Source organism: Rhodococcus tukisamuensis NBRC 100609 (assembly GCF_001894985.1).
GTDB lineage: Bacteria > Actinomycetota > Actinomycetes > Mycobacteriales > Mycobacteriaceae > Rhodococcus_G > Rhodococcus_G tukisamuensis.
Genome location: NZ_BCXG01000001.1, coordinates 115,159 through 141,426, shown reverse-complemented (window position 1 = coordinate 141,426; position 26,268 = coordinate 115,159). Strand labels below are relative to the sequence as shown.

Sequence of the window (26,268 nt, the reverse complement as noted above, 5' to 3'; positions counted from 1 at the left end):
GTGGCCGAGGAATTGAGCTTCACCCGCGCCGCCCGCGGCTACACATCGCGCAGCAGGCACTGAGCGCGCAGGTCAAGCAGCTCGAGCAGGCCCTCGGCGTGATGCTGCTGACCGAGCCGATCCTGTCGGCCTTCCGCGATCGTCACCCCGGCGTGACGGTGGAGATGTGCCAGTTCAACTACGACGACTCCTCGGCCGGGCTGACCGACCGATCGGTGGAGGTGGCGTTCGTGCGGCGTCCGCTCACGACGGACGGCGTCGAGTTCGAGACCCTGTTCACCGAGCCCCGCGTGGTGATGCTCCGCCGCTGGATCCCCTACTGACAACGGAACCTTGTAAATCAGTCCGGAACAAAGCGTCTCTGTTCCGATCTGCCCGCACCCAAGCTTCCTGGGGCCGGAAATGAAACCTGCCCCGGACGCGATCGACCTCGGCACACGCAGCCCGAATTCGAATGTCGAAAACCAGCGACTACCTGGCCATATGCCCATGAATTCGAGCAGGTTCGAACTTTGGGTGAATTCCGGCCGAATGCCACCCGAATGCCATTCTGGTCAAATACGCTGCGGCACGTAACGATCTCCGTCCGGCAGGGCGCCGGGATTTCCAGTTTCGCGTCCAAGAAGCGGAGTGTGCGTGATAGGACTGACCCACACAACGGAATCACTCCTCCCCGCGAGCCATTTCTCCCAAAACAGATGCCAGGAGAAATACGGCCGCGCTGTCCGCCGTCGTCTCGATCCCCGGCACCATCGGGGGCCGTCCTCGGCGGCGAAATCACTGCAGTCCCCAGCTGACTGGTCCGGGCTGGTGCACAGACGGCGTGCATCCGCCCGGCTCTGTTCGGTCGTGGTTTGTCGCCGCGCCACAGGCGTCGGGTGACAGGTTCGAACGCTGACAGGGGATCCGACCCTGTCACGCGGCGAGTACGCGGTCAGCACTCCGGCGTGACCGCAACAGCGAACAGTTAGGAACACATGTCTTCGAACACAGTCCGCCGCATCGCCGCTCTCGCGGCAGTGTCCGCTCTCCCCGCAGCCCTGCTCGTGGCCGGAGTCGGAGCCGGCGTCGCGAACGCCGCCCCCTGCGAACAGTCCAGCCACACCACCAAGAACGACGCCAGCACCGTGTGGGTGACCCACACCTACGACAAGAGCGTCACGGTGGCCGAGGCCGCCGCCGGGACAAACGTCACCTACAAGATCGTGGTCGGTACCACCGGCATCGGTAACCCGTACGTCAACACCTTCCGTGACTACGCCCCCGCCGGCTTCGGCGCCCCCGTGTCCACGAAGATCACCGCCTACCACTTCGGTCAGGGACAGGTCACCGAGGAAGTGCAGGCCGTGCCGAACGGCGACGGCGCCTGGCGCGTGAGCGGCACCGGCTGGTTCGTCAACGCCGGCAACACGGTGACCGCCGAGTTCACCTACCGGGTCCCGGACCGCGCCGCGCCCGGCGTGACCATCACCAGCGGCGGCATCGACGTCAGCGGCACCGTCGGCGTCGGGGCCTACCGACCGAATCTCACCGCGTGCTTCACCGTTCGGGGCCAGAACCCGGGTGAGGCCGCCCTCGGCAGCCTCGACGACAACGGCCTCGGCTCCGCCGAGGGCCAGATGAGCTCCACCGGCTCGGTCAGCGACGTCCTCGGCGACACCATCACCCGAGTCCTCCAGAACGGCAGCTAGACCCAGCGCCCGGCCGCCGACACCGGCGGCCGGGCGCTGTGCTCGCCCGTCGCGACTGCCGCGAAGGGGCGAGCACACGGCCACCAACCCAAAGCTGCGACCTCGATGCCGATGGTCGCACTTTCCGCGACCGAAGGACCACCATGGCAAAACGAGCAACCACCCGCGGCGTCGCCGCCACCGCGGCCACCGCACTCGCGGCCGGAGCACTCGCCCTCCTCGGCACCGGCACCGCTGGCGCCGCCACCGCCTCGATCACCTGGGACGACTACTACTCCCACTTCACCCGCACCGTGAGCAATTCCACCCCGGCGGCGGACGAAGTCATCACGATCACCACGAAGTTCGAACGAACCAACGGCACCGAGGAACACCTCCTCAACATCAAGGACCGGCACCCGGCCTGCCTGACCTACGTCCCCGGCTCGGCCAAGATGAACAACACCCCGCTCAACCCGCAGGTCGACGACGGCTCGATCAACGGCCGCGATCCGCTCGTCAGCGTCGACTTCGGTCCCAACGACTGGATCGTCAAGAACCAGCCCGGCTTTTCCCCAATCTTCAGCGTCAGCTACAAGGTCGGCGCCGACTGCACCCGTGGCGCCGCCCTCGCCACGGGCATGGACTACAACGGATCACTCGGCTTCGGCGGCTACTACACCCAGGGCCCCGCCGTCACGGTCAGCTACCTCGGCGGTGGTGGTGGCGCCGGCGGCAGCATCGGCTCGCTCTTCGGCTCCAGCTAGTAGCCACCGCACGGTGAAGGGCCGGTTCCCCGGGCAACCGGCCGGGGGCAGGCCCTTCCAGCGCTCGACGTCCGACCGCCGCGGCCGCCGCGGCACGACCACCAACCCGAAGCTGCGACCGCGCTGTCGATGGTCGCACCTTCCGCGACCGAAGGACCACCATGACACGACGAGCAACCACCCGCGGCGTCGCCGCCACCGCGGCCACCGCACTCGCGGCCGGAGCACTCGCCCTCCTCGGCACCGGCACCGCCGGCGCCGCCACCGCCACGGTCACCTGGGACGACTACTACTCCCACTTCACCCGCACCGTCAGCAACTCCACCCCCGCGGTGGGCGAAACCATCACGATCACCACGAAGTTCGAACGAACCAACGGCACCGAGGAACACCTCTACAACATCAAGGACCGGCACCCGGCCTGCCTGACCTACGTCCCCGGCTCGGCCAAGATGAACAACACCCCGCTCAACCCGCAGGTCGACGACGGCTCGGACCCGAGCCGCGATCCTCTCGTCAGCGTCGACTTCGGTCCCAACGACTGGATCGTCAAGAACCAGCCCGCGTTCAATCCCGTCCTGAGCATCAGCTACACGGTCGGCGCCGACTGCGCCCAGGGCGCGGCCCTCGCCACCGGCATGGACTACAACGGATCACTCGGATTCGGCGGCTACTACACCCAGGGCCCCGCCGTCACGGTCGCCAAGGCCACCTCCACCACCACCCTGGCCCCGATCACCGGTGCCGCCATCGGCAAGACCACCATCCTGACGGCGAACGTCACCCCCGCCAACGCGGGCGGCACCGTCACCTTCAAGGACGGGGCCGATGTCGTAGGCACTGCCCCCGTCGGCGCCGACGGCACCGCCACCGCCCAGTGGTCCCCCGCCACCGCGGGCACGCGCACCATCATCGCCGACTACTCCGGCACCGCCACCGTCACCGCATCCTCCAACCAGGCGTCGGTGTCGGTCGCACCCGAAGGCACCGGTGGCGGCAACGACGGCGCCGGCAGCCTCGGCTCCCTCTTCGGCTCCAGCTAGCAACCCACCGCACGACGAGGGGGCTTCTCCCGGGCCGACGCGCCCGGGACGGGCCCTCCCCGCACTCGAACCTCCGGGGCCGCGCCCTCGCGGCCCCGGACCCCGGTCACACGCAAAGACTGCGGCGACACCCACGGCCGCACCGATCACACGGGAGACACCGATGACACAACGAGCAACCACACGCGGCGTCGCCGCCACCGCGGCCACCACACTCGCGGTCGGAGCACTCGCATTCCTGGGCGCCGGCGTCGCCGGCGCCGCCCCCGGCTCGATCACCTGGGACGACGGCAGCTCCCGCTTCACCCGGACCGTCAGCAACACCGCCCCCGCGGTCGGCGACACCGTCACCGTGACAACGAATTTCGACCGGACCAGCTGGGTGGACGAGTTCATCTACAACGTCAAGGACCGCCACCCGTCCTGCCTGACCTACGTCCCCGGCTCCGCCAAGATGATCGGTCAGAGCGAATACCCCGTCTCCAACCCCGAGGTGGTCGCCGACGAGGGCAACGGGACCGGCTACGTCCGCGCCTCCTGGGGCGTCACCGACTGGGTGGTCCAGAATCGGCCCGGCTTCCACCGGTCCCCCACCTTCAGCGTCAGCTACAAGGTCGGCCAGAACTGCCCCCGCGGCACCGCCCTGGCCACCGGCATGGACTACGGCGGGTCGCTCGGCAGCGGCGGCTACGGCACCAAGGGTCCGTCGATCACCATGGCCAAGACCGGTACCACCACCACCCTCGCCGACGTCACCGGCGCCCGCGTCGGCGTGCCGAGCACCCTGACCGCCACCGTCACCGGCGGCGCGCCGGGCGACACCGTCGAATTCCTCGACGCCGCAACCCCGATCGGCCAGGCCACCCTCGATGCCGGCGGGACCGCGACCCTCCCCTGGACCCCCTCCATCCGGGGCAGCCACGCCCTCTCCGCGCAGTTCGCCGGGACCGCATTCGCCACCACGTCCCAGTCTGCGGTGATCACCGTGCAGGTCGCCGAGCAGAACGGCACCTCGACGATCGCGCTCGCACCGGTCACCGATGCCCAGGTCGGCCGCGCCTCCACCGTCACCGCCACGGTCAGCCCGGCCGCGGCAGGTGGCACCGTCGAACTCCGCGACGGCGCCGTCTCACTGGCGACGCTGCCGGTCGGCAACGACGGGAAGGTCACCTACCAGTGGGTCCCCGCCGCGGCCGGCGCCCACACGCTCACCGCCACCTTCTCCGGCCGTGACGGCGTCATCGGGTCGACCACCACCGGGCAGGTGACCGTGGCCGAGGCACCCGCGTCGAACACCGACTCGACCACCACCCTCAGTCCGGTCGGCGGCGCCACCGTCGGCCAGGCCACCACCCTGACGGCGAAGGTCACCCCCGCCGACGCCGGCGGCACCGTCACCTTCAAGGACGGCAACACCGTCGTCGGCACCGCGCAGGTCGGAGCCGACGGCACCGCCACCACCGAGTGGACCCCGGCGACGGCGGGCCAGATCACCGTCACCGCCGAGTACTCGGGCAACGGCACCGTCAACGCCTCCTCCGACCGGGAATCGGTGATCGTCGCGCCCGCCGACGGTGACGGCGGAACCGGCGGAAACGGCAGCCTCGACGGCTTCGGCTCCAGCAGCTGACAACTGACGCACCGTGAAGGGGTCTGTCCCCGGCCACCGCGGCCGGGGACAGACCCCTTTCAGCACTCGATCTCCGGCAGTCGGGATCAGCTCGGCCGCCACGGCCTCGAGGGCGAGTCGCTGACTGCAAGCTTGCTGACCAGCACCACCCGCTCGCGTTCGTTGCCGCACAACCTAACTGACCGCTCCAGCTCCGTGCGCGCCTCGTCCGTGCGCCCCACTCGGGTGAGCAGCTCGCCGCGGACCGTCGGCAGCAGGTGCGAGGTCGACAGCGCACCCGCGGCCGCCAGCTCGTCCACGATCCGCAGCGCCGCCGCCGGCCCCTGTGCCATCGACACCGCGACCGCCCGGTTGAGCTCGACCACCGGCGACGGCGCGCCGCCCGATGCCGCTGACGCCCCACCCCTGCCGCCCTGGCCGCAGTGATCCCCTCGGACCCCCACCCCGAGGCACTCTGTCGACATACACTCGCGCCATGGAGCTCCAGACCCGTCAACTTCGCTATTTCGTCGCCGTCGCCGAGGAGCTGAGCTTCACCCGCGCCGCACAGCGGCTGCATATCGCGCAGCAGGCGCTGAGCGCGCAGATCAAGCAGTTGGAACAGAGCCTCGGCGTGGTGCTGTTGACCCGCACCACGCGCAGCGTGACCCTGACGCCGGCCGGCGCCGCCTTCCTCGACGACACGAGTGCACTGCTTGCCGCCCTGGACGACGCAGCCGAGCGCGCCCGCTCGATGGACCGCAGCGAGAACGAACGGCTGGTGCTGGGCTTCACCGAGGGTGCGGCACTGATCCTCACCGAGCCGATCATGTCGGCCTTCCGCGACCGCCACCCCGGCGTCACGATCGAGATGCGTCAGTTCAACTACGACAATCCGTCCGCCGGGCTGAACGATCGGTCGGTGGACGTGGCGTTCGTCCGGCGCCCGCTCACGACCGACGGTGTCGAATTCGAGCATTTGTTCAACGAGCCGCTCGTGGCGATGGTGCGGGCCGATCACCCCCTCGCACGCAAAGAGTCGGTGCGCGCCGCGGAGCTGCTCGAGGAGCCGATGTTCGGCGCGGCCTGCACCGACTCGGCATGGAACGAGTACTGGGAACTCGACGAGCACCGCAGCGGAACGCGTGCGCCGATCGTGTCCCGTTCGACCACGCTGCTCGAGGAGTATCAGAAGGTCGCGGCCGGGGTCGGCATCGGGGTGACGGTGGCCTGCTCGCGCTGGGTCCCCTACCCCGGTGTCACGCTGCTGCCGATCACCGACGCCGAGCCCAACGAGGTCACGGTGGCGTGGCCCCGAGAGAACGACTCGGTATTGGTGCGCTCGTTCATCGACGCCGCGCGCCGCGTCCGCGACGCGCGCCCGGACCTGGTCAAGAGGCTGCAGGAGCCGGACCTCAACGAACGCACGATGCCAACCCTGATCCCCTACTGACAGACAATCTTGTCGATCATCCGGAAACGGACGTCACCGTCGCACGTCCTACCGCGCGGACGACGAGGGCCTGACGTCCCGGCGTGCTGCGCCGCCATCCCGCTCGGACTTTCGAACTGGGTGACGGTGAAGGACTCTCCGAGCACGGTCGGCGAGCGGCTGGTGCGCACCCACCCACCCACCCACCTGAATTGAGTTGCCCCGCTGTGGATCGGCGGCCCTGAGCAGGTGCTCGCAACCATCCAGCACCACCAACGTATGCCTGGCGGCGAGGTGATCGACCAGCAGATGAGACGACGAACGGCCCGGCTGACCTGGTAGCCCGAGTCAGCTCCACCGGCAGGTTCTCCGGGGTGGCCCTTCAGGACGGTCGCCATCGAACGTCTTTCTCGCTTAGACGGATTCGCGCGTCGAAACTCCCCGCTAGAACATGACAGGCCCATCGTGACGATGGTGGTGCGTTCATATTGTTCATGCCCGCCCAGGCACAGACACAGGCACCGGCGATCCACTTTCGCGGGCGATCGCCGTAAGCGCCAAGCGGTCTCAGGCCTCCGCGGGCAAACTCGGTCGTCGAAGCGACGGTTCACGCGAGGCGAAGGCGCCTGCACGTGACCTGCGTCGCCGATTCAGGTGCTTGGCACTGCGTTTGGCGATCACGATGCTCGACGATGCCCACCCTGATCCCCCACTGACAACAGAACCTTGTCAATTCATCCGGAAACGGATGTTTCTGTTCCGATCCGCTCCGCCCTAGGCTTTCCTGCACATGGCCGTCCCCCGACGCGCCACACCGATGTACGTGCCGGTCACACCAGACCGGCGCCGGCGGACGCGCGTTGACCCGCGCGAATCGCGCGTTGCCGACCGAACCGACCCGGCCCACACCCAGCCCGGACGCCGTCCACCGAACCACAGCCACAGCCCCACCCGCGGATCACGTCCAGGCAGTCGCCCGCCGAGAGGTTCACCATGTCGTCACGAGGCCGAGTCCTCACCCGCCTCGCTGCAGTCGCGCTGCTGTTCGCCGCAACAGCCGCCCAACATCACCGACGTCGGGTTCTGCGACCCGACCGCCCACACCTCGACACCACCAACGTCTCCGACGTCACCCCGACCCGAATCCAGGGCGGCTGCGGCTGACCGGCGACACGGCAGGTGTCTACCGAATGCAGCAGCACTGAGCGCAATCACCCGGCAGCGAGACAGCAGATTCAAAAAAACCACCCACCCATTCAATAGACAGGAACTCGCACACTCTCCTGAAAATCAATCTTCGACCGACGCCGAAAGAAGATACAAAAGACCCACGCCCGACCGCAGGGCACAATTGCATCATTTGCAATAAATTCCACAGGGCAACATTCACCGCGAGTAGATTCTTCACTCGGCGGCCGAACCGACCCGTGGCGCGAATTTCGGAGCCCATCCGGGGCGGTGATCCGCGGCGCAATTTGACCAAAACCATGCGTCTACCTGGTCTTTTTGAACCAGCACGCGAGTCGGACAAACCGTCGACGAGCCGTTCGCCATAAATACGTTACAACGCCTTTCGGGATCCCCCATGATGCATCCGACTTTTCAATCCTGCCCCCATAGTGCGGGAGAATCATGATAGGAATTAGCCCGCCGGGGTGAATCGCCCGCCACGAAAGTCCAATCGGCAAATCCAAGGAGAGACCATGGCCACGTTGTCCGCGACGATCAACACGATCGCCACCGTTCTCGAGATATTCAAGACGCTGCAGTCCCTCAGCTGACGGTTCGGCGCCGGCGCCACCCCGAGGTGCACCGGCGCCCGCCATCCCCTCTCTTGATCGATCGCCATCGCCTCCATGGGCGACACGGAGCGGTCGAGAACCCGTTGAACACGGTGGCCTGGACCGCCCGGGCCGCCGTGACAACCACCCCGGTCGGCCGCCGGCTCGACCCACCAGAAGAAGTCAGGAAACCCCATGCAGCCGAAAACCGCCCGTCGTATCGCAGCTCTCGCTGCGGTCGCCGCACTGCCCTCCACCCTCCTCGGCGTCGGCGTCGGCGCCGGTGCCGCGAACGCCGCCAACCCGGACTGCAAGCAGTCCATGCACTGGGAGAAGAACGACTGGAGCACCGTCGGGATCAGCCACACCTACGACAAGAGCACGGTGGCCGAGGCCGCCGCCGGGACCAACATCACCTACAAGGTTGTCGTCGGGACCACCAGCATCGGGAACCCGTACGTCAACACCATCTGGGACTACCCGCCGGTCGGCTTCGGCAAGCCCGTCTCGGCGAAGGTCACCGCCTACCACTTCCCGGGGGGACAGAAGACCGAGGACGTCACCCCGGAGCCGAACGAGGACGGCAGCTGGCGGGTGAGCAGCACCGGATGGTTCGTCAACTCGGGCAACCCGGTGACCGCCGAGTTCACCTACCGTGTCCCGGACCGGGCCCAGACCGGCGTGTCCATCCTCAGTGGCGGTGCTGCTTTCGGCGGCACCGTCGGCGTCGGGACAACCATTCCCGAACTGAGCGCCTGCTTCACCGTGCGGGAGAAGAACACGGGCGAGTCCACCCTCGGCAGCGCTGACGGCGCCGGCCTCGGCTCCACCGAGGGCCAGCTCAGCTCCACCGGTTCGCTGTCGGACTTCACCGCCGACACCATCACCAAGATCATCAAGAACCTCGGCGGCAGCTAGCGCCGCTCTCCCGCTCCGGCGCCGCAGTCGAACGCGGCGCCGGAGTACCACCCTGAAACCCAAAGGCGTAGGCGTGATCGCGCCGCGCCACCGAAAGGGAACACCCATGGCACATCGAGCACTCACGCGCGGCGTCGCCGCCGGCGCGGCAACCGTATTCGCGGCAGGCGCATTGGCCCTCTTCGGTGGCGGCGTCGCCGGCGCTGCCACCGCGTCGGTCACCTGGGACGACGGGGCCACCCGCTTCACCCGCACCTCCAGCAACGCCACCCCCAACGCGGGCGACACCATCACGGTCACCACGAAGTTCGAGCGAACCAACTCGACCGAGGAACGGCTCAACTGGGTCAGGGACTTCCACAACACCTGCCTGACCTACGTGCCCGACTCGGCCAAGGTGAACGACCAGGCCGTCGAGCCCTACCTCGAAATCAAACCCGGATACGTCGTCGGCGACTTCATGTCCACCAGCTACCGGGTGTGGGTCACGCAGACCCAGACCCCCATCTTCAGCGTCCAGTACAAAGTCGGCGAAAACTGCCTGCGCGGCGCCAATCTCACCGCCGGCATGGACTACCTCGGATCCCGCGGCTCCGGCAACTACGCCGACAAGGGTCCCCAGGTCACGGTCGGCTATCTCGGGGGCGGAGATCCGGGTGCAGGCAGCCTCGGCTCCCTGTTCGGCTCCTGAGCCGTTTCCCGACAGAGGCACGATTCCCGGCTTCGGCGCCCAGCCTCGCGGGCGCCGAAGCCCGACCCCCACAGCCTGCGGCGACAGTGACCGCCGCACCGATCGAAGGAAGACTCATGGCACATCGAGCAACCACCCGCGGCGCCGCTGCCGGCGCCGCAACCACACTCGCGATCGGCGCGCTGGCCCTCCTCGGCGCCGGCATCGCCGGCGCCGCCCCCGCCTCCTCCACCTGGGAGGATTCCGGCTCCAGATTCACCCGCACCGTGAGCAACGCGACCCCCGCCGTGGGCGAGACCATCACGGTCACCACCAAGTTCGAGCGCCCCAACGCCAGTGACGAGACGATCAACGTGGTGAAGGACCACCACGACGCCTGCCTGACCTACGTCTTCGACTCGGCCAAGATGAACGGCAACGCCGTCGAGCCCTACCTCGAGATCAAGCCCGACTTCATCGCCGGCGACTTCATGGCCACCAGCTACGGGGTGACCGTCACGAAGACCGCATCTGCCACCCTCACCGCGCAGTACAAGGTCGGCGCCGACTGCGCCCTCGGAACAGCACTGAACAGCGGAATGAGCTACCTCAGCAACCTCGGGGCCGCCAACTTCGCCGGCAAGGGCCCCGCGATCACCGTCAGCGCCAACATCAGCACCACCACCACCCTCGACCCGGTCACCGGCGCCAAGGTGGGCGCGGCCAGCACGCTGAAGGCGAAGGTCAACCCGGCAGCGGCCGGCGGCACCATCACCTTCAAGGACGGCACCACCGTCATCGGCACCGGGCAGGTCGGCGCCGACGGCACCGCCACCGTCGCCTGGACCCCGGCCACCGCCGGCCAGCGCACCCTCACCGCCGACTTCTCCGGACGGGCAGGCGCCAGCGGATCCACCACCACCGCCACCGTGACCGTCGCGCCCGCCGACGGCACCAACCCCGGCGGCACCGGCAGCCTCGGCTCCCTCCTCGGCGGCTTCGGCTCCTAGAACACCCATGACACCGGGCTTCGGCGCCCAGCCCTCGCGGGCGCCGAAGCCCGGTCCCACCGCCCGCGGCGATGCTCATGGCCGCACAGATCAAAGGAACACCCATGACACATCGAGCAACCACCCGCACCGTCGCCGCAACCGCACTCGCGGTCGGAACACTTGCCCTGCTGAGCGCCGGCACCGCCAACGCTGACCCCAGGACACTCGACTGGTGGGACGGAAACTCCCACTTCACCCGCACCATCAGCAACGAAACCCCCGCCGTCGGCGAGACCCTCACCGTCACCACCAAGTTCGAACGAGGCAGCGAGGAAAAACTCGACTGGGTCAAGGACCACCACCCCACCTGCCTGACCTACGTCTACGACTCGGCCAAGATGAACGGCAAACCGGTCGAGCCCCACCTCGACATCAAGCCCGACTACATCGCGGGCGACCTCAACGCGGGCGCCTTCACCAGCGACAAGGTGATCGTCAATGAAGGCAAACCCGCAGTCTTCACCGCCCAGTACCAGGTCGGCGCGGACTGCTCCCGCGGCATCGCCCTCCAGACCGGCATGAGCTACAGCGGATCCCTCGGCACCGGAACCTACACCACCAACGGCCCCTCCCTCACCGTCGCCAAGGCCGCCAGCAGCATCGCCCTGAGCCCGATCACCGGAGCCACCGTCGGCAAGACCACGACGCTGACCGCGAAGGTCACCCCTGCAGCGGCCGGCGGCACCATCACCTTCAAGGACGACAAGAAGGTAATCGGCACCGTCTACGTCGGCGCCGACGGCACCGCCACCGCCCAGTGGGCCCCCGCCGCCCACGGCCAGCGCACCATCATCGCCGACTTCTCCGGCTCGGCGGACGCCAGCGCTTCCACCACGACCGCCACCGTGACCGTCGCACCCGAAGGCGGCACCAACCCCGGCGGCGCCGGCAGCATCGGCTCCCTCTTCGGCTTCGGCTCCTAGACGGCAAAACCCACCCCTGACACCGGGCTTCGGCGTCCAGCCCTCGCGGGCGCCGAAGCCCCGGTCCCACAGCCCCCGGCGACGCTGATGGCCGCAACGAGCCGCCGGCGACTTCACGGTCACCAGCTACCAGGTGACCGTCAACCGGCAGCAGCCGGCGGCATCGAATCGTGGGCCGACTTCATTGCACGGGCACGCCGCCGCACGAGCTTCCGCAACTTCCTCGACGCCGCGCGGCCGGGCGAGTGGCACCCGCCGATTGCGCGCCCCGCCGGGCAACGCCCGCCCTCCCGTCAGCCGACCGCGGCCAACCATGCCTCGGGCCGGTCGTCGCGCCGCAACCGCTGCTCGACAGGATCCGGGACCGGGACCGCGGCGAGCAACGCGCGGGTGTAGTCGGCGCGCGGGTCCCCGAACACCGCTGCGGTGGAACCTGTCTCGACGAGCTCCCCGCCTCGCAGCACCGCGACCCGGTCCGCGACCTGGTGCACCACCGCCAGGTCGTGGCTGATGAACAGGCAGGCGAAGCGGTACTCCTCGCGCAGGTCCGCGAACAGATCCAGCACCTCGGCCTGGACCGACACGTCCAGGGCGCTGGTCGGCTCGTCGGCGACCAGCAGCCGCGGCGCCAACACCAACGCCCGCGCCAGGGCGACCCGCTGCCGCTGGCCGCCCGACAGTTCACCCGGCCTCCGGTCCGCGAACGAGCGAGGCAGTCGCACCGAGTCGAGCAGGTCCCCCACCCGGGACCGGAGCAGCGCCCCGGACGCCACCCGGTGCACCCGCAGCGGCTCGCCCACGCTCTCGCCGACGCTCCGCCGCGGGTCCAGCGACGCCGCCGGGTCCTGATGGACCAGCGCGACCCCCTTGCGCAGGCCGCGCAACTCCCGCCCCGAGACCGTGCCGAGGTCGACCCCGTCGAACACCACGGACCCGGCGCTGGGCCGGATCACCCCGAGCGCAGTGCGGCCCAGCGTCGTCTTGCCGGACCCGGACTCGCCGACCAGCCCCAGCACCTCGCCCGCCTCGACACCCAGCGTGATCCCGCGCAGCGCGGCAAATGCCGCGTTGCCGTGGCGGGCCGGGTACACCACGTCCAGGCCGCGTACCGACAGGACCGGTTCGGCGGCAACGACATCCGGCTGTGTCGGGGATCCGTCCGAGCCCTGGCCGACTTCGGGCAGCCGCGGCACCGCGGACAGCAACTGGGCGGTGTACCGGGCCTGCGGCGCGGCGAACAGTTCGAGCACCCCCCGCTGCTCGACCAGGACGCCCCGGCGCAGCACCGCGACCCGGTCCGCGACGTCGGCCACCACCCCCATGTTGTGGGTGATCAGCAGGATCGCGGTGCCGTCGCGGTCGCGCAGCAACCGCAGCAGGTCCAGGATCTCCGCCTGCACCGTCACGTCCAGAGCGGTCGTCGGCTCGTCCGCGATCAGCAGGTCCGGCGCGCCCGAGAGCGCGAGCGCGATCACCACCCGCTGCTTCTGCCCGCCGGAGAGCTGGTGCGGGTACCAGTCCACCCGGCGCTCGGGTTCCGGGATCTCGACCAGCCGGAGCAACTCCACCGCCCGACCCCGGGCAGCGGCGCGGCCGATCCTGCCGTGCGCCCGGAGCGCCTGCGCCAGCTGCCATCCCACCGTCTGCACCGGGTTCAGCGCGGTCTGCGGCTCCTGGAACACCATGGCGGCCCGGGTGCCGCGCAGCCGCGCCAGCGTCTGCTCGTCGGCGCCCACCACCTCCTCGCCGCCGAGCCGGATCGAGCCGCGGGCGCGGGCCCCGTCGGGCAGCAGGCCCAGGACCGCCTTGGCGGTCATCGACTTGCCGGATCCGGATTCGCCGACCAGCGCGACGATCTCGCCTCGGGCCACGGTCAGCTCGAGGTCGGACACGACATCCTGCACGCCGGACGCGCCGGCGCCGAAACTGACGGAGAGCGCGTCGATCTCGAGAATCGTTTCGGTCATCTCTTCCTCTTCACGGTTGTCGGGGCGGTCAGGACCGGCGGGCCCGGCCAAGCGCCTGGGCGACGAGCAGGAAGCCCAGCACCAGCGCCGCGACCACGACCAGCGGGCCGATCGCGAAGGCCGGGTTGGCGTCCAGGTTCGGGACGGCGTCGGCGATGATCGACCCCAGCGACGGCTCGGGTGGCCGCACCCCGATGCCCACGAAACTCATGGCGCTCTCGACGAACACCGCGACCGACATGGACAGCGCGACCTGCACGCCGAGCGGCTCGAGCGCATTCGGCAGCACGTGGGTGCGCAGCACCCACCACGGACCGGCGCCGATCACCTGCGCCGACTCCACGTACGGCAGTTCCCGGACGGCCAGCACCTGCCCCCGCACCATCCGGCCGAAGATCGGGATCTCCGCCGCGACGATCACCAGGATCACCGTCGACGCTCCCGGCCCGACAATGGCCGCCAGCGCGATCGCCAGGATCAGCGCGGGGAACGCCAGCACCACGTCGAACACCCGCTGGGCGATCACGTCGGCCACCGGGTGCAGGCTCGACAGCAGCCCGGCCAGTGACCCGACCACCGCCCCGATCGGGACCGCGATCGCGATGATCTCCAGGTTGATCCGGATGCCGTGCAGCACTCGGGAATACACGTCCCGGTTCACCTGGTCGGTGCCGAACCAGTGCTCGGCGCCGGGCCCCGACAGGTTCGCCCCCGGAATCTGGGCGGTGGGGTCGAAGGGCGCCAGCCACGGCGCCAGCAGGCCGGCGAGCAGCACGACCGCCAGCAGCACCACCCCGACCAGGCCCTGACCGTGCGTCAGCGCCCGCAGCACCGGCCGACGCCGCGGCGGGTCCGGCTGCGCCGGCGCCCGGCCCGCGATCGCCGGGTCCTCGATCTCCAGGACCGACGCCACACCCGGCGCCCGAGTGGCCGTCCCTCCCGTGCGCGGGGCGCTCATGCCGCGCCCCCGATCCGGATGCGCGGGTCCAGGTAGGCGTGCGCGACGTCAGTGAGCAGCTGGACGATCACGAACACCGACACCGAGATCAACAGCAGCACCTGCACCACCGGGTAGTCGCGGCGGCTGATGCCCTGCTCGATCAGCTGCCCGATCCCCGGCCACGCGAAGATCGCCTCCACCAGCACCGCGCCGCCGAGCAGCTGCCCGGCCTGCAGTCCCAGCGCCGTCAGCATCGACGGCAGCGCATTGCGCAATGCGCTGCGGCTCACCAGGTTCCACCGTGAGACGCCGAGGGCACGGGCGGTGAGCACGTACGGCTGTTCCATCTGGGTGCGCAGCGACTCGGTGAGGAACCGGGTCAGGGCCGCCGCCACCGGCAGGGCCAGGCACACGGCGGGCAGCAGCAGGTACTGCACGGAGATGTCCGGCCGCGCCCAGAACCCGTCCGGCGGCACCCCGCCGGACGGCAGCACCGGCAGCAGCACCGAGAACACCAGCACCAGCAGGACACCGGTGACGAACGGCGGCAACGCGACCGCGAGCGTGTTCGCGCCGGCCACCAGCCCGGTCAGCCACCGCTTCGGCCAGACCACCACGGCCACGCTGAGCGCCACGCTCACCACCACCGCGAGCAGCAGTGCGGCGGACGCCAGCACCACGGTGTTGACCAACCCGTCGGCGACCAGGTCCGAGATCTGGCCGCCGATCACGTACGACCGCCCGAGGTCCAGGGTCGCCACATCGGTGATCCAGCTCAGGTACTGCGCCGGCACCGATCGGTCCAGGCCGAGCGAATGTCTGATCGCGGCAACCGATTCCGCGCTCGCATCCGGTCCGGCCAGGCTGGTTGCCGGGTCGCCGGGAACCAGCCGCAGCACGAAGAAGATCAGCAGCGAGGCCAGGAACAGCACCACCACCGCGGACGGCAGCCGGCGCGCGAGGTACTTCACCATCGCGAGACTCCTCTCGTCTTCACCGTCAGGCCAGGTAGGTGTCGGTGTGCAGGATCTCCGAACGCTTGGTCCAGTCGACGCCGCGCACCTGCTGCGCGGCGCCCAGTTCATTCAGGACCACGCCGATCTCGATCAGGAACAGGCTCTCGAGGAGCTGGTCGCTCACCGCCCGGTACCGGGCCACCGCCTCCGCGCCGGTGCCGTCGGTGACCTGCCACGCCGCGTCGGCGGCGGCGATGTACGCCGGGCTCTCGAAGTGTGAGGAGTTCTTGAGCGCGTTGAAGGGATAGGCGCTGACGTTCAGCGTCGACGGCACGTACTGCGCCCACGAGTGGAAGGTCAGCCACAGCCCCGGCAACTGCGCGCCGATCAGCGACTTCACGAAGGTCGCGCCCTCCTGCGGGTCCAACTTGACCTCGATCCCGACGGTCGCGAGGTTGGCCTGCACGATCTGCGCGGACGCCTCGAAGAAGGGGTTCCCGGCCTGGTACGTCAGGGGCAGCGTCGGCACGGCCACGCCGGCGTCGGCGAGGATCGAGCGGGCCCGGGCCGGGTCGAGGCCGAAGGTCCGGTTCCGCGCCTCGTCGTAGGCGGGCGAGGTCTTCGGCCACGGCAGGTTCACCGGGTAGCCGGAGCCCCGGAACACCTCGGCAATGATGCGGTCCCGGTCCAGCGCGTACGCGATCGCCTGGCGCACCCGCACGTCGGCCAGCGCCGGATGGGTGACATTGGTGCCGACGTACACCTGCAGCTCGGCGCCGTCCAGCGCGATCGACTGGAAGCCGGAGGTGTTGCCGAGCACCTCGTTGTCCCGGTAGCTCAGCCCGCTGACCAGGGAGACCTGACCGGACCGCAGCGAGCTCAGCAGCGCCTGCGCGTCCGGGATGATCGACACCTCCACGCGGTCCAGGTACGGCCGCTCCGGGATCCAGTACCGCTCGTTGCGCTCGAAGGTCAGCGAGCTGTTGGGGGTCCGGGAGACCAGCTTGAACGGCCCGGTCCCGACGAACGCCTCACCGGCGGTGAGCTTGTCGATCGACTCACTGTCGAGGATCGGGACCGTGTCGAGCAGGTCGAAGATGTTGCCGAGCGGATGCGCGAAGGTGAGCACCAACCGGTGCGGGTCGCTGGTGTCGAACCCGGTGACGGCCGCCGCCGTGCTCCGCAACTGCGCGGTCCACTTCGGGTCCGCGTAGGTGCGGATCGAGAACTCCGCGTCCTTGGAGGTGAACGGCCGGCCGCTGTGGAAGGTGACGTCGTCGCGCAGGTCAAGCGTCAACGACCGGCCGTCCGGGGCCAGGGCCCACGACTTCGCCAGTCGCGGTGTGGGTTCCACCTTGTCGTGCGGGTACCGGACGAGGCTGTCGTAGGCCAGGCCGATCACCGTGGTGGACCCGGCGGTGTTGGTCAGGAAGGTCGCCGGGATGACGTCGGCGGTGATGCCGGTCTTCAGGGTGCCGCCGCGCACCGGAGTGCCCGACGCCCCGTCCGGCCCGGACTTCTGGGCCTGCACCGCCGAGGAGCACGCACCCAGCAGCCCGGTCCCGAGAATCGCCGCGGCGGTCAGTCCGGCGCCCCGGAAGAACGTCCGGCGGTCGAGGCTGGTGACAGAGGAGGAGCTCATCGGGAGGTTGCCCTTCGAATGGAGGTGAGCGGATCGGAGTAGAGGGAGCTGAGCGAGACGACGGCGGCGGCGTGCTCCTGGACGCGGTTGCCGAATCCGGTGATCCGGATGTCCTTGCGCGCCAGCGTCGAGGCCTGGGCGAAGGCCTCCGCGACGTGCGGGATACCGGCCGGGTACTCGGTGAAGGCCTGGCCGCCCAGGATCACCCGGTCGGGGTTGAACAGGTCCCGGAGCACGGCCACGGTCCGGCCGAGCACCTGCGCCCGCTCCACCAGAAGTTCGTGTGCCGGAATCGATCCCGACTGCGCGGCCCGGTACACGGCCGCGACGGAGGGCCGCTCGTCAGTGCCGGAGAGGATTCCTGCAGCCGTCGCGGCCGTGATCACCGCACGGTCGCTGACGGTGGCCTCGAGGCATCCGAGGGCTCCGCAGGAGCAACGCGCCGAGGAGCCGGTGGGCAGGTGCACGATCGAGCCGGGACCGCTCGACGGCGTGTGCACTCGCCCGTCGATGGTGACCGCGACCCCGGCGGTCTCCCGGGCGTAGAAGTACAGGCTGGTCCCGGCGGTGCCCGCGGCACCCGGACGCTGCGAGGCGAGCAACAGTTCCGAGGCCGCCATCGCCTCGACGTGGGCGGCGACCGAGACCGGGAGTCCGAGACCCTCCCCGACGATCTCGCCGACGGGAGCCTCCCGCCAGCCGAGCCGCGGGTGGTCCGCGCGGCCGGTGGCGGCGTCGACCCGCCCGCCGATGGCCACCCCCACCCACAGCGCCCGCCGACGGTGCCAGCGCGAGGCGAACTGCCTCGCGCTCCGCGCGATCTGCGCCAGGGCCGCGGCCTGGTCGGTCGCCGGAGTCGGGATCTCCACCGCGCCAAGCACTCTGCCGCGGAGGTCGACGGCGACAATGCCGGTGACCACCGCACCGATGTGGATGCCGACGGTGAGGTAGGGCTCGTGGTTGACCTCGAACGGGACCCGGGGCCTGCCCACCGCGCCGGACGCGGTGAGATCGGCGCGCTCGCGCAGCAGTCCATCCCCGAGCAGCGCGGTGACCTGGCGGTTCACCGTGGCGACACTCAGGCCGGTGGCCTTCGCCGCCGCGTCTCGGGCGATGGGTCCACGCTCGCAGGCGACGCGGAGCACCGCGGCGACCGGGGTGTCGACGACCCGGAGGTCGGGCGGGACGATCTGGACGTGGCCCCTGGAGGACGGACGGTTCGGCGCGCCGAAGGCACGGGGCCGATTCGAGGGACCGGGATGACTCGAGGGACTGAAGTGGTTCGCGGGACTGGGACGGTTGGAGGGACTCAGGGGTGACCTGGTCCGGCCGGCCGAGGCCGGCACAGCAGAGGTGAGCACGTGGTTTCCTTGCGCTTCGTCCCTGGCGGGACAGACCTACACGGCGGATGGAAGCGCGCTGACCTGCAGAGACGTCGAGACGTCACCCGGCGACACGGCCAGAAGGGCCATGGCGAGGCGAAACGTCGACGTGTGGGAGGAAGCAGCGCGAGTTAGCGAGAGAGACCGCGAGGCGAACAACAGAGTTCGCGCGCCAGGGGCAGGCGGGAGCCCAGCGCGGAGGTCACGTAGGTGACCCGCAGGGCGGTGAGCCGGCCGGAAGACATGGGCAGAAAACTAGCACCTCCCGGGCATTTGTCCAATCGGACATACCGTGGCGGCCTTGCGATCACGGTGACGGAAACCCTTGGCCCGCAGCACCGCCGGTGGAAATCTCGGTCCCGTCAGATTCGGCACGACTTCGACGAAAGGCCTTCCATGTCCATCGATTTCGCTACCGACCGGGCCGACGCAACCGTCACAGACGCCGCACCCGCGGTGGTCCGTCTCGGCTCGCACATCGGCGCCCGCATCGACGGCGTCACCCTCGGCGCCGAGCTCGACCCGGCGACCGTAGGCCTGATCCGTCAGGCCCTGCTCGAGCACAAGGTGATCTTCTTCCGCGGCCAGCACCAGCTCGACGACGCCGGCCAGTACGCGTTCGCGCAGCTGCTCGGCGAGCCCACCACCGCACACCCCACCGTCACCTCGCGCGGGGAGCGCATCCTGCCCATCGACTCCGAGTACGGCCGGGCCAACAGCTGGCACACCGACGTCAGCTTCGTCGACCGGATCCCCAAGGCGTCGATCCTGCGTGCGGAGGTGCTGCCCAGCTACGGCGGCTCCACCACCTGGGCGTCGACGGTGGCCGCCTACGCCACGCTGCCCGACCCGCTCAAGACGCTGGTGGAGAACCTGTGGGCCACCCACACCAACGTCTACGACTACGCGGCCACCAGTGCCGCCCACCTCGACGCCAACTCCGAGGAGTACCGCAAGGAGTTCCAGTCCACGTACTACGAGACCGAGCACCCCGTGGTGCGGGTGCACCCCGAGACCGGGGAGCGTGCACTGCTGCTGGGCCACTTCGTCAAGGGCTTCGTCGGCCTGGGCACCAACGAGTCGCACGCCCTGCTCAACCTGCTGCAGGCGCGGGTGACCAAGCTCGAGCACACCACCCGCTGGAACTGGGAGGACGGCGACGTCGCCATCTGGGACAACCGCGCCACCCAGCACTACGCCGTCGACGACTACGACGGCCAGCGGCGACGCCTCGGCCGGGTCACCCTGGCCGGCGACGTCCCCGTCAGCATCCGCGGCGAGCGCAGCCGCGTCGTCGCGGGCGACGCGTCGCACTACTCCCCCATCGACGAGCCGGTCCGGGCCGCGAGCTGATGACGCTGCCGCCGCACGCCAGGGGCTACGACGGTTTCGCCGGCCACATCGGCAGGACCACCGACGACTCGACCCCCGCCTGGACGACCGCTCCGACGGCCGCGCCGGGTTCGCCGAACATCGTCGTGGTGCTGGTCGACGACATGGGGTTCAGCGACATCGGGCCGTTCGGTTCGGAGATCGACACCCCCAACCTCGACCGGCTCGCCGCCTCCGGCGTGCGGCTCACCAACTACCACACCACGCCGCTCTGCTCGCCGTCGCGCGCGGCGCTGCTCACCGGCATCAACCCACATCGTGCGGGATACGGCTTCGTCGCCAACGCGGATCCCGGTTTCCCGGGCCTGCGCCTCGAGCTCGCCGAGGACGTGCTCACGCTGCCGGAGATCCTGAGGAAGGGCGGCTACGCCACCTACGGCGTGGGCAAGTGGCACCTGGTGCGCGACGCCAACCTCCGTCCGGGTGCCGTCCGCGACTCCTGGCCCACCCAACGCGGATTCGACCGCTACTACGGGTCCCTGGAGGGCCTGAACTCCTTCTTCCACCCGAACCAGCTTGTCTCGGACAACTCGGTGGTCGACGTCGAGGAGTACCCCGAAAACTACTACCTCACAGATGACCTCACCGACAAGGCCGTCGGGTACCTCGAGGAACTGCGGGCGCACGATCAGGACAAGCCGTTCTTCCTGTACTTCGCGCACGTGGCGATGCACGGCCCCCTGCAGGCCAAGGACGAGGACATCGACAAGTACCGCGGGAAGTACGCGCAGGGCTGGGACGTGATGCGCGAACGCAGGTTCGCCGCCCAGCTCGAGCAGGGTCTGTTCCCGGCCGGCACCGAGCAGGCGCCCCGCAACAGCGAGCCGGGATTCGATGTACCCGAATGGGACTCGCTCACGCCGCAGGAACAGCGCCGGTACGCCCGATACATGGAGGTGTACGCGGCGATGGTCGACAGCGTCGACCAGAGCGTCGGCCGGGTCCTGGACACCGTCGCCGAACTGGGCGAACTGGACAACACCATCGTGGTGTTCACCTCCGACAACGGCGGCACCGCGGAGGGCGGACCGGAGGGCACCCGCAGCTACTTCGCGCAGTTCGCCCGTGTAGGGGGCCCGGACTGGGTCGGCGACGTGCCGCACGACGAGGACCTGATCGGCACCGCCGCGCTGGGAGTGCACTACCCGCGCGGCTGGGGACAGGCGTCCAACACCCCGTTCCGGTTCTACAAGGGCCAGTCCTTCGCGGGTGGCATCCGGGTGCCGTTCGTCCTGTCCTGGCCGGCCGGTCTCCGAAAGACGCAGGAGGACAACGGTGTCCGCAATCAGTTCACCTACGTCACCGACCTCGCCCCCACCCTGCTCGCGCTGGCCGGAATTCAGCCACCCGGCACACGGAACGGACTGCCCGCCAAGACGTTCGACGGCGTGGACGCGACCGCGCTGCTGCTCGACGCGACCGCGGAGTCCGCCCACACCGAGCAGTACACCGAGATGACCGGCAACCGCGGCTACTACCGGGACGGTTGGAAGCTGCTCGCGCACCGCCCCGAGACCGACGTGGACGCGCCCCGTTGGCAGCTGTTCGACGTGCGCGAGGACCCCACCGAACTGCGCGACGTCGCCGACCGGTACCCGGAGAAGGTGCGCGAACTGGCGCGGGCGTGGGACGACGCGGCATGGGCGAACACCGTCTTCCCCCTGGCCACCGGGAACGCCCTCGCCGTCCGCCGGCCCGCGGAGGAGAAGCTGTCGCGGCCGGTCCGGATCCTCGCGGGCACACCCACCCTGGAGCGTTACCGGTCCTCGAAGCTGATCGCGTTCCGCGACTTCGAGATCGGTGTGGACCTGGGCGGATCCGGCTACGCCCAGGGCGAGGGCGTCCTGGTGGCACACGGCGACGTCCAGGGCGGCTACCTGCTCTACATCGAGGACGGGCACCTGGTGTTCGGCTTCAACGCCTACGGCCGCTACCTCCATGTCGACGCCGGGCCGTTGCCGACAGGCGCCCGCCGGATCGAGGTGTCCGCGAGCGTGCGCCCCGGCCTGCGCTGGGACTTCGAACTCCGGGTCGATGGCGCTCCCGCCGCGAAGCTGCCCGACCAGGTACAGCTGGTCGGCATGGCCCCCTGGACCGGCATCTCGGTGGGGGTGGACGCCCGCGGCCCGGTCTCGTGGGATCTGCGCCGGCGTCGCGGGCCGTTCCGATACACCGGCGAGCTGCATGCGGTCACCTACACGCCGGGCGCCGTACGGGTGCCGGGAGTCGCCGTGGCGCAGATCGAGCTCGAGGCCGAGTACGCCGCCGACTAGGCGGCCGTGGCGCCTGACCCGAGGCCACGTCTCAGGTGGCCCGGCCGAAGGCCGTCCTCGGAGAACTGTGCACATGGATTGACCACCTCACACGTAACGGTCTGTGCCACATCGGCATCCGATGCGGCCCGCGACCGCGAGAGCTGGCGACCTTGCGGCACTGGCGTGGCGGCGCGCCTTCGGCCGGGGCAGTCGGCTGGTGAATACATAGTCATAGAACCTGCGTGTGAGCTGATCCGAACACCGGCCGACCGGCATTCGAATACCATTTTCGCCAAACATGTTTCGGCGCTCGGCGGCCCCCGCACAGCGGGCCGCCGAATTTTCGAATTCCGCGTCCGCAGTCCGGGGTCTGCGTGATAGTACTAACGCACACAACAGAACCTCACAGATCCGCGGACCCATTCTCCCACAACAGATACCGAGAGAATGGGCCCGCGCTGTCTGCCGTAGACCTCGGCCCTCGACACCATCGAGGACGGCCGCTCCGCGGCGAAGGCGAAGTTGCTGCAGTCCCCCAATTGACGGATCCGGGCTGGTGCACAGTCGACATGCATCGGCCCGGCGCTGTTCGGTCGCGGTTTGTCGCCGCGCCACAGGTGGCGAGTTACAGGTGGAACTCGGGCAGCACCTGTTGGTTCGTCAACTCCGGCGACCCTGCGACCGCCGGGTTCACCCTGCGGCCTCGATGTCGACGGTCGCACCACAGCGAACAAGGAGCACCATGACAAAAGATGCGATGACACGCGGCATCGCCGCCGGCGCGGCCACCACCCTCGCGGTCGGAGCACTCGCCCTCCTCGGCACCGGCATCGCCGGCGCCGCCTCGGGCTCGGTCACCTGGGACGAAGGAGCTGCCCGTTTCACCCGGACAGTCAGCAACACCACTCCTGCGGTCGGCGAAACGGTTACCGTGACAACGAAGTTCGACCGGACCAGCTGGGTGGACGAGTTCATCTACAACGTCAAGGACCGTCACCCGTCCTGCCTGACCTACATCCCCGGCTCGGCGAAGATGACCGGCAACGGCGCGGCCCAGCCTGTCGCCAACCCCGAGGTCGTCGTCGACGAGGGCAACGGGAGAGGCTACGTCCGCGGCGCCTGGGGCGTCACCGACTGGGTCATCCAGAATCGCCCCGGCTTCGTCCAGACCCCGGTCTTCAGCGTCAGTTACACGGCGGGCAAGAACTGCGCCCGTGACACCGCCCTGCTCACCGGCATGGAGTACGGCGGATCACTGGGCGGCACCAACTCCCTCCGGGGCCCGTCCATCACCATGAGCAAGACCGGCACCGCCACCGCCCTCGCCGCCGTCACCGGTGCCCGCGTCGGCGTGCCGAGCACCCTGACCGCCACCGTCACCGGCGGCGAGGCGGGCAACACCGTCGAATTCCGCGACGCCGGAACCAAGGTCGGCCAGGCCGCGCTCGACGGCAGCGGAAGGGCGACCCTCGCCTGGACCCCCGCCACCGCGGGCAGCCGCGCCGTCACCGCGCACTTCGTCGGCACCGGGTTCGCCGCGGCGTCCCAGTCCTCGACGGTCACGGTGCAGGTCGCCGCGCGGAACACCCCCTCCACGATCGCCCTGGCCCCGGTCACCGATGCCCAGGTCGGCCGCGCCTCCACCATCACGGTCACGGTGACCCCGGCCGGAGCAGGTGGCACCGTGACCTTCAAGGACGGCGACATCGTCATCGGCACCGCGCAGGTCGGGGCCGACGGCACCGCCACCACCGAGTGGACCCCGGCGGCAGCGGGGCAGAGCACGATCACCGCCGAGTACTCGGGCAACGGCACCGTCACCGCATCCTCCGTCCAGGAATCGGTGACCGTCGCACCCGCCGACGAAGGCGGAACCGGCAGTCTCGGCAGCCTCGGCGGATTCGGCTCCAGCAACTGACAGCCAGCTCGCCGTGAAGGTCTGTCCCCGGCCAGATCGGCCGGGGACAGACCCTTTCCGGCACTCAACCCTGCTGCCGGGCCGGGGCGTCTGCGCCTAGGCTGAGGCCATGACCATCTCGCCTGATGAACATGTTGCCGTCGTCACCGGAGCGAGCTCCGGCATCGGGGAGGCCACCGCACGAACCCTCGCCGCGCAGGGGTTCCACGTGGTGGTCGGCGCCCGCCGCCTGGACCGCCTCGAGCACCTGGCCCGCGACATCGGCGGCACCGCGCTCGAACTCGACGTCACCGACGAGGATTCGGTGGACGCGTTCGCCGCGGTGCTGCCGAGGGTGGACGTGCTGGTGAACAACGCCGGCGGGGCCAAGGGCCTGGCAACCGTGATGGAGGCCGACCTGGACGACTGGCGCTGGATGTGGGAGACCAACGTCCTCGGCACGTTGCGGGTGACCAAGGCCCTGCTGCCCAAGCTGATCGATTCGGGCAACGGCCTGATCGTCACCATCACCTCGGTGGCCGCGTTCGAGGCCTACGACAACGGCTCGGGCTACACCAGCGCCAAGCACGCGCAGGCCGTGCTGCACCGGACCCTGCGCGGCGAACTGCTCGGGCAGCCCGTCCGGCTCACCGAGATCGCGCCGGGCGCGGTGGAGACCGAGTTCTCCCTGGTGCGCTTCGACGGCGACGAGGAGCGCGCGGCCAAGGTGTACGAGGGCATCAGCCCGCTGGTGGCCGCCGACGTCGCGGAGGTGATCGGTTTCGTCGCGTCACGGCCCTCGCACGTGAACCTCGACCAGATCATCATCAAGCCCCGCGACCAGGCGAGCCCGGGCCGGTTCGCCCGCAAGCAGGACTGATGCGCCACCGCCTGACCCCCGGCGACCTGCTCGACGGGCACGGTCGCCTGGCCGAGCCCGGCTGGGCCACAGCGGAACTGCGACGCTACGACCGCGCCGCCGTCGCCGCGTCCCGGCTCCGGGTCAAGGAGTGGGACTACTACTGCGTGCTCACCGAGGAGGTCGGGCTCGCGCTGACGGTGGCGGACAACGGCTACATGGGACTGCTCGGGGTGTCCTGGCTGGACCTCACCGCGCGCACCGAGGTGACCGAGAACGTCATGCTGCCGTTCCCGATGGGTTCGATGGGCCTGCCGGCCAGCGCCGACGCCGGCGACGTGCTGGTCTCCCGACGGGCGGGGCGGGGACGTGAGCTGCGGATCGAGTTCCGGCACACCGACGGCGGCCGACTGCTCACCGTCGACCACCCGGGATTCGACGGTGGCCGCGGCCTGCGCGGCGAGCTGCTGCTCGACCAGCCGGAGATGGACCGGATGGTGGTCGCCACACCGTTCCCCAAGGCCCCCAAGGCCTTCTATTACAACCAGAAGATCAACTGCCTGCCCGCGCGCGGTGAGGTGGTGGTCGGCGGCGAGTCGTTCGCGTTCGACCCGGCGAGCGCATTCGGCGTCTTCGACTGGGGCCGCGGCGTGTGGACCTACGACAACACCTGGTACTGGGGTTCTGCGTCGGGCACCCTCGACGGCAGGCCGTTCGGGTTCAACATCGGCCACGGCTTCGGCGACACCTCGGCCGGCACCGAGAACATGGTCTTCGTCGACGGTCGCGCGCACAAACTCGACGAGGTCACCTTCCACCTGCCCGACGGCACCTCCGGCCGGCCGCCGGGCCCGTTCGACGCCGCGCCGTGGACCTTCACCAGCAACGACGGCCGGTTCGAGATGACCTTCGAGCCGATCCTCGACCGCGCCGCCGCGACGGACCTGGTCGCGCTCCGCTCGATTCAGCACCAGGTGTTCGGCCGGTACTCGGGCCACGTGGTACTCGACGACGGCAGCCGCCTCGCCGTCCGGGACCTGCTGGGGTTCGCGGAGCAGGTGAAGAACCGCTGGTGACACGGCGGCCGGCGGGTGGGACCGGGGTCGGCGCGCG

20 protein-coding genes and 2 pseudogenes are annotated in these 26,268 nt (G+C 69.7%); 16 read left to right on the top strand and 6 right to left on the bottom strand.

Features of this window, described 5'->3' with window-relative positions:
* Positions 1–11: 11 nt before the first annotated feature.
* The 6 genes and pseudogenes from RT2_RS26775 to RT2_RS00635 form a co-directional block, all read left to right on the top strand.
* A pseudogene (locus RT2_RS26775) lies at positions 12–77 on the top strand (hypothetical protein); the annotation flags it as partial.
* Between the two features lie 24 nt (positions 78–101).
* On the top strand, positions 102–323 hold the full coding sequence (locus RT2_RS00655; protein WP_072842589.1) for a LysR substrate-binding domain-containing protein: 222 nt from the start codon (positions 102–104) through the stop codon (positions 321–323).
* A gap of 654 nt (positions 324–977) precedes the next feature.
* Complete coding sequence (locus RT2_RS00650; RefSeq protein WP_072842588.1) at positions 978–1,691, top strand: hypothetical protein; 714 nt, start codon at positions 978–980, stop codon at positions 1,689–1,691.
* A gap of 143 nt (positions 1,692–1,834) precedes the next feature.
* A complete protein-coding gene (locus RT2_RS00645; protein WP_072842587.1) occupies positions 1,835–2,437 on the top strand; it encodes a hypothetical protein in 603 nt (200 codons plus the stop codon).
* Between the two features lie 161 nt (positions 2,438–2,598).
* A complete protein-coding gene (locus RT2_RS00640) occupies positions 2,599–3,480 on the top strand; it encodes an Ig-like domain-containing protein (RefSeq protein WP_072842586.1) in 882 nt (293 codons plus the stop codon).
* Between the two features lie 163 nt (positions 3,481–3,643).
* A complete protein-coding gene (locus RT2_RS00635; RefSeq protein WP_072842585.1) occupies positions 3,644–5,110 on the top strand; it encodes an Ig-like domain-containing protein in 1,467 nt (488 codons plus the stop codon).
* Positions 5,111–5,196: 86 nt separating this feature from the next.
* On the opposite strand, the pseudogene RT2_RS00630 reads toward RT2_RS00635, so the two are convergent.
* Positions 5,197–5,487: pseudogene (locus RT2_RS00630) on the bottom strand (RNA polymerase subunit sigma-24); the annotation flags it as partial.
* Positions 5,488–5,585: 98 nt separating this feature from the next.
* Between RT2_RS00630 and RT2_RS00625 the strand changes: the two are divergent.
* The 5 genes from RT2_RS00625 (at position 5,586) to RT2_RS00600 (ending at position 11,865) form a co-directional block, all read left to right on the top strand.
* The gene (locus RT2_RS00625) at positions 5,586–6,542 is read left to right on the top strand and encodes a LysR family transcriptional regulator (RefSeq protein WP_072842584.1); all 957 of its coding nucleotides are present in this window, start codon (positions 5,586–5,588) and stop codon (positions 6,540–6,542) included.
* A 1,955-nt stretch (positions 6,543–8,497) separates the two neighbouring features.
* Positions 8,498–9,220, top strand: coding sequence for a hypothetical protein (locus tag RT2_RS00615; RefSeq protein ID WP_072842582.1), 723 nt, complete (start codon positions 8,498–8,500; stop codon positions 9,218–9,220).
* 106 nt (positions 9,221–9,326) lie between these two features.
* Positions 9,327–9,911: a hypothetical protein gene (locus RT2_RS00610; protein ID WP_072842581.1), complete on the top strand. Its 585-nt coding sequence runs from the start codon at positions 9,327–9,329 to the stop codon at positions 9,909–9,911.
* A gap of 116 nt (positions 9,912–10,027) precedes the next feature.
* The gene (locus tag RT2_RS00605) at positions 10,028–10,900 is read left to right on the top strand and encodes an Ig-like domain-containing protein (protein ID WP_072842580.1); all 873 of its coding nucleotides are present in this window, start codon (positions 10,028–10,030) and stop codon (positions 10,898–10,900) included.
* Positions 10,901–11,004: 104 nt separating this feature from the next.
* Positions 11,005–11,865, top strand: coding sequence for an Ig-like domain-containing protein (locus tag RT2_RS00600; RefSeq protein ID WP_169888095.1), 861 nt, complete (start codon positions 11,005–11,007; stop codon positions 11,863–11,865).
* A gap of 293 nt (positions 11,866–12,158) precedes the next feature.
* Here RT2_RS00600 and RT2_RS00595 read toward each other — a convergent pair whose 3' ends face one another.
* From RT2_RS00595 to RT2_RS00575, 5 genes are read right to left on the bottom strand one after another with little or no spacing between them, the layout of a single operon-like run.
* Positions 12,159–13,832, bottom strand: a complete 1,674-nt coding sequence (locus RT2_RS00595) for a dipeptide ABC transporter ATP-binding protein (RefSeq protein WP_072842578.1) — start codon at positions 13,830–13,832, stop codon at positions 12,159–12,161.
* A gap of 28 nt (positions 13,833–13,860) precedes the next feature.
* Positions 13,861–14,790: an ABC transporter permease gene (locus RT2_RS00590; RefSeq protein ID WP_083576982.1), complete on the bottom strand. Its 930-nt coding sequence runs from the start codon at positions 14,788–14,790 to the stop codon at positions 13,861–13,863.
* Positions 14,787–15,746 (bottom strand): ABC transporter permease, encoded by a 960-nt coding sequence (locus RT2_RS00585; RefSeq protein WP_072842577.1) that lies wholly within the window; start codon positions 15,744–15,746, stop codon positions 14,787–14,789. Before RT2_RS00585 ends, RT2_RS00590 begins: the two co-directional genes overlap by 4 nt.
* Positions 15,747–15,771: 25 nt before the next feature.
* The gene (locus RT2_RS00580) at positions 15,772–17,370 is read right to left on the bottom strand and encodes an ABC transporter substrate-binding protein (protein WP_072842576.1); all 1,599 of its coding nucleotides are present in this window, start codon (positions 17,368–17,370) and stop codon (positions 15,772–15,774) included.
* Positions 17,367–18,560 carry an ROK family transcriptional regulator gene (locus tag RT2_RS00575; protein WP_245709337.1) on the bottom strand — a complete coding sequence of 398 codons (1,194 nt, stop codon included), beginning with the start codon at positions 18,558–18,560 and terminating at the stop codon, positions 17,367–17,369. The genes RT2_RS00580 and RT2_RS00575 overlap by 4 nt, the downstream gene beginning before the upstream one ends.
* A 588-nt stretch (positions 18,561–19,148) precedes the next feature.
* Here RT2_RS00575 and RT2_RS00570 point away from each other — a divergent pair.
* From RT2_RS00570 to RT2_RS00550, 5 genes are all read left to right on the top strand, one after another.
* On the top strand, positions 19,149–20,105 hold the full coding sequence (locus RT2_RS00570; RefSeq protein WP_072842575.1) for a TauD/TfdA dioxygenase family protein: 957 nt from the start codon (positions 19,149–19,151) through the stop codon (positions 20,103–20,105).
* A complete protein-coding gene (locus RT2_RS00565; RefSeq protein ID WP_072842574.1) occupies positions 20,105–22,417 on the top strand; it encodes an arylsulfatase in 2,313 nt (770 codons plus the stop codon). The genes RT2_RS00570 and RT2_RS00565 overlap by 1 nt, the downstream gene beginning before the upstream one ends.
* 724 nt (positions 22,418–23,141) lie before the next feature.
* Positions 23,142–24,317, top strand: coding sequence for an Ig-like domain-containing protein (locus RT2_RS00560; protein WP_169888092.1), 1,176 nt, complete (start codon positions 23,142–23,144; stop codon positions 24,315–24,317).
* Positions 24,318–24,426: 109 nt separating this feature from the next.
* Positions 24,427–25,176: an SDR family NAD(P)-dependent oxidoreductase gene (locus RT2_RS00555; RefSeq protein ID WP_072842572.1), complete on the top strand. Its 750-nt coding sequence runs from the start codon at positions 24,427–24,429 to the stop codon at positions 25,174–25,176.
* Entirely contained in the window at positions 25,176–26,231 is a 1,056-nt protein-coding gene (locus RT2_RS00550) for a DUF2804 domain-containing protein (protein ID WP_072842571.1), read from the top strand. Before RT2_RS00555 ends, RT2_RS00550 begins: the two co-directional genes overlap by 1 nt.
* Positions 26,232–26,268: the final 37 nt, after the last annotated feature.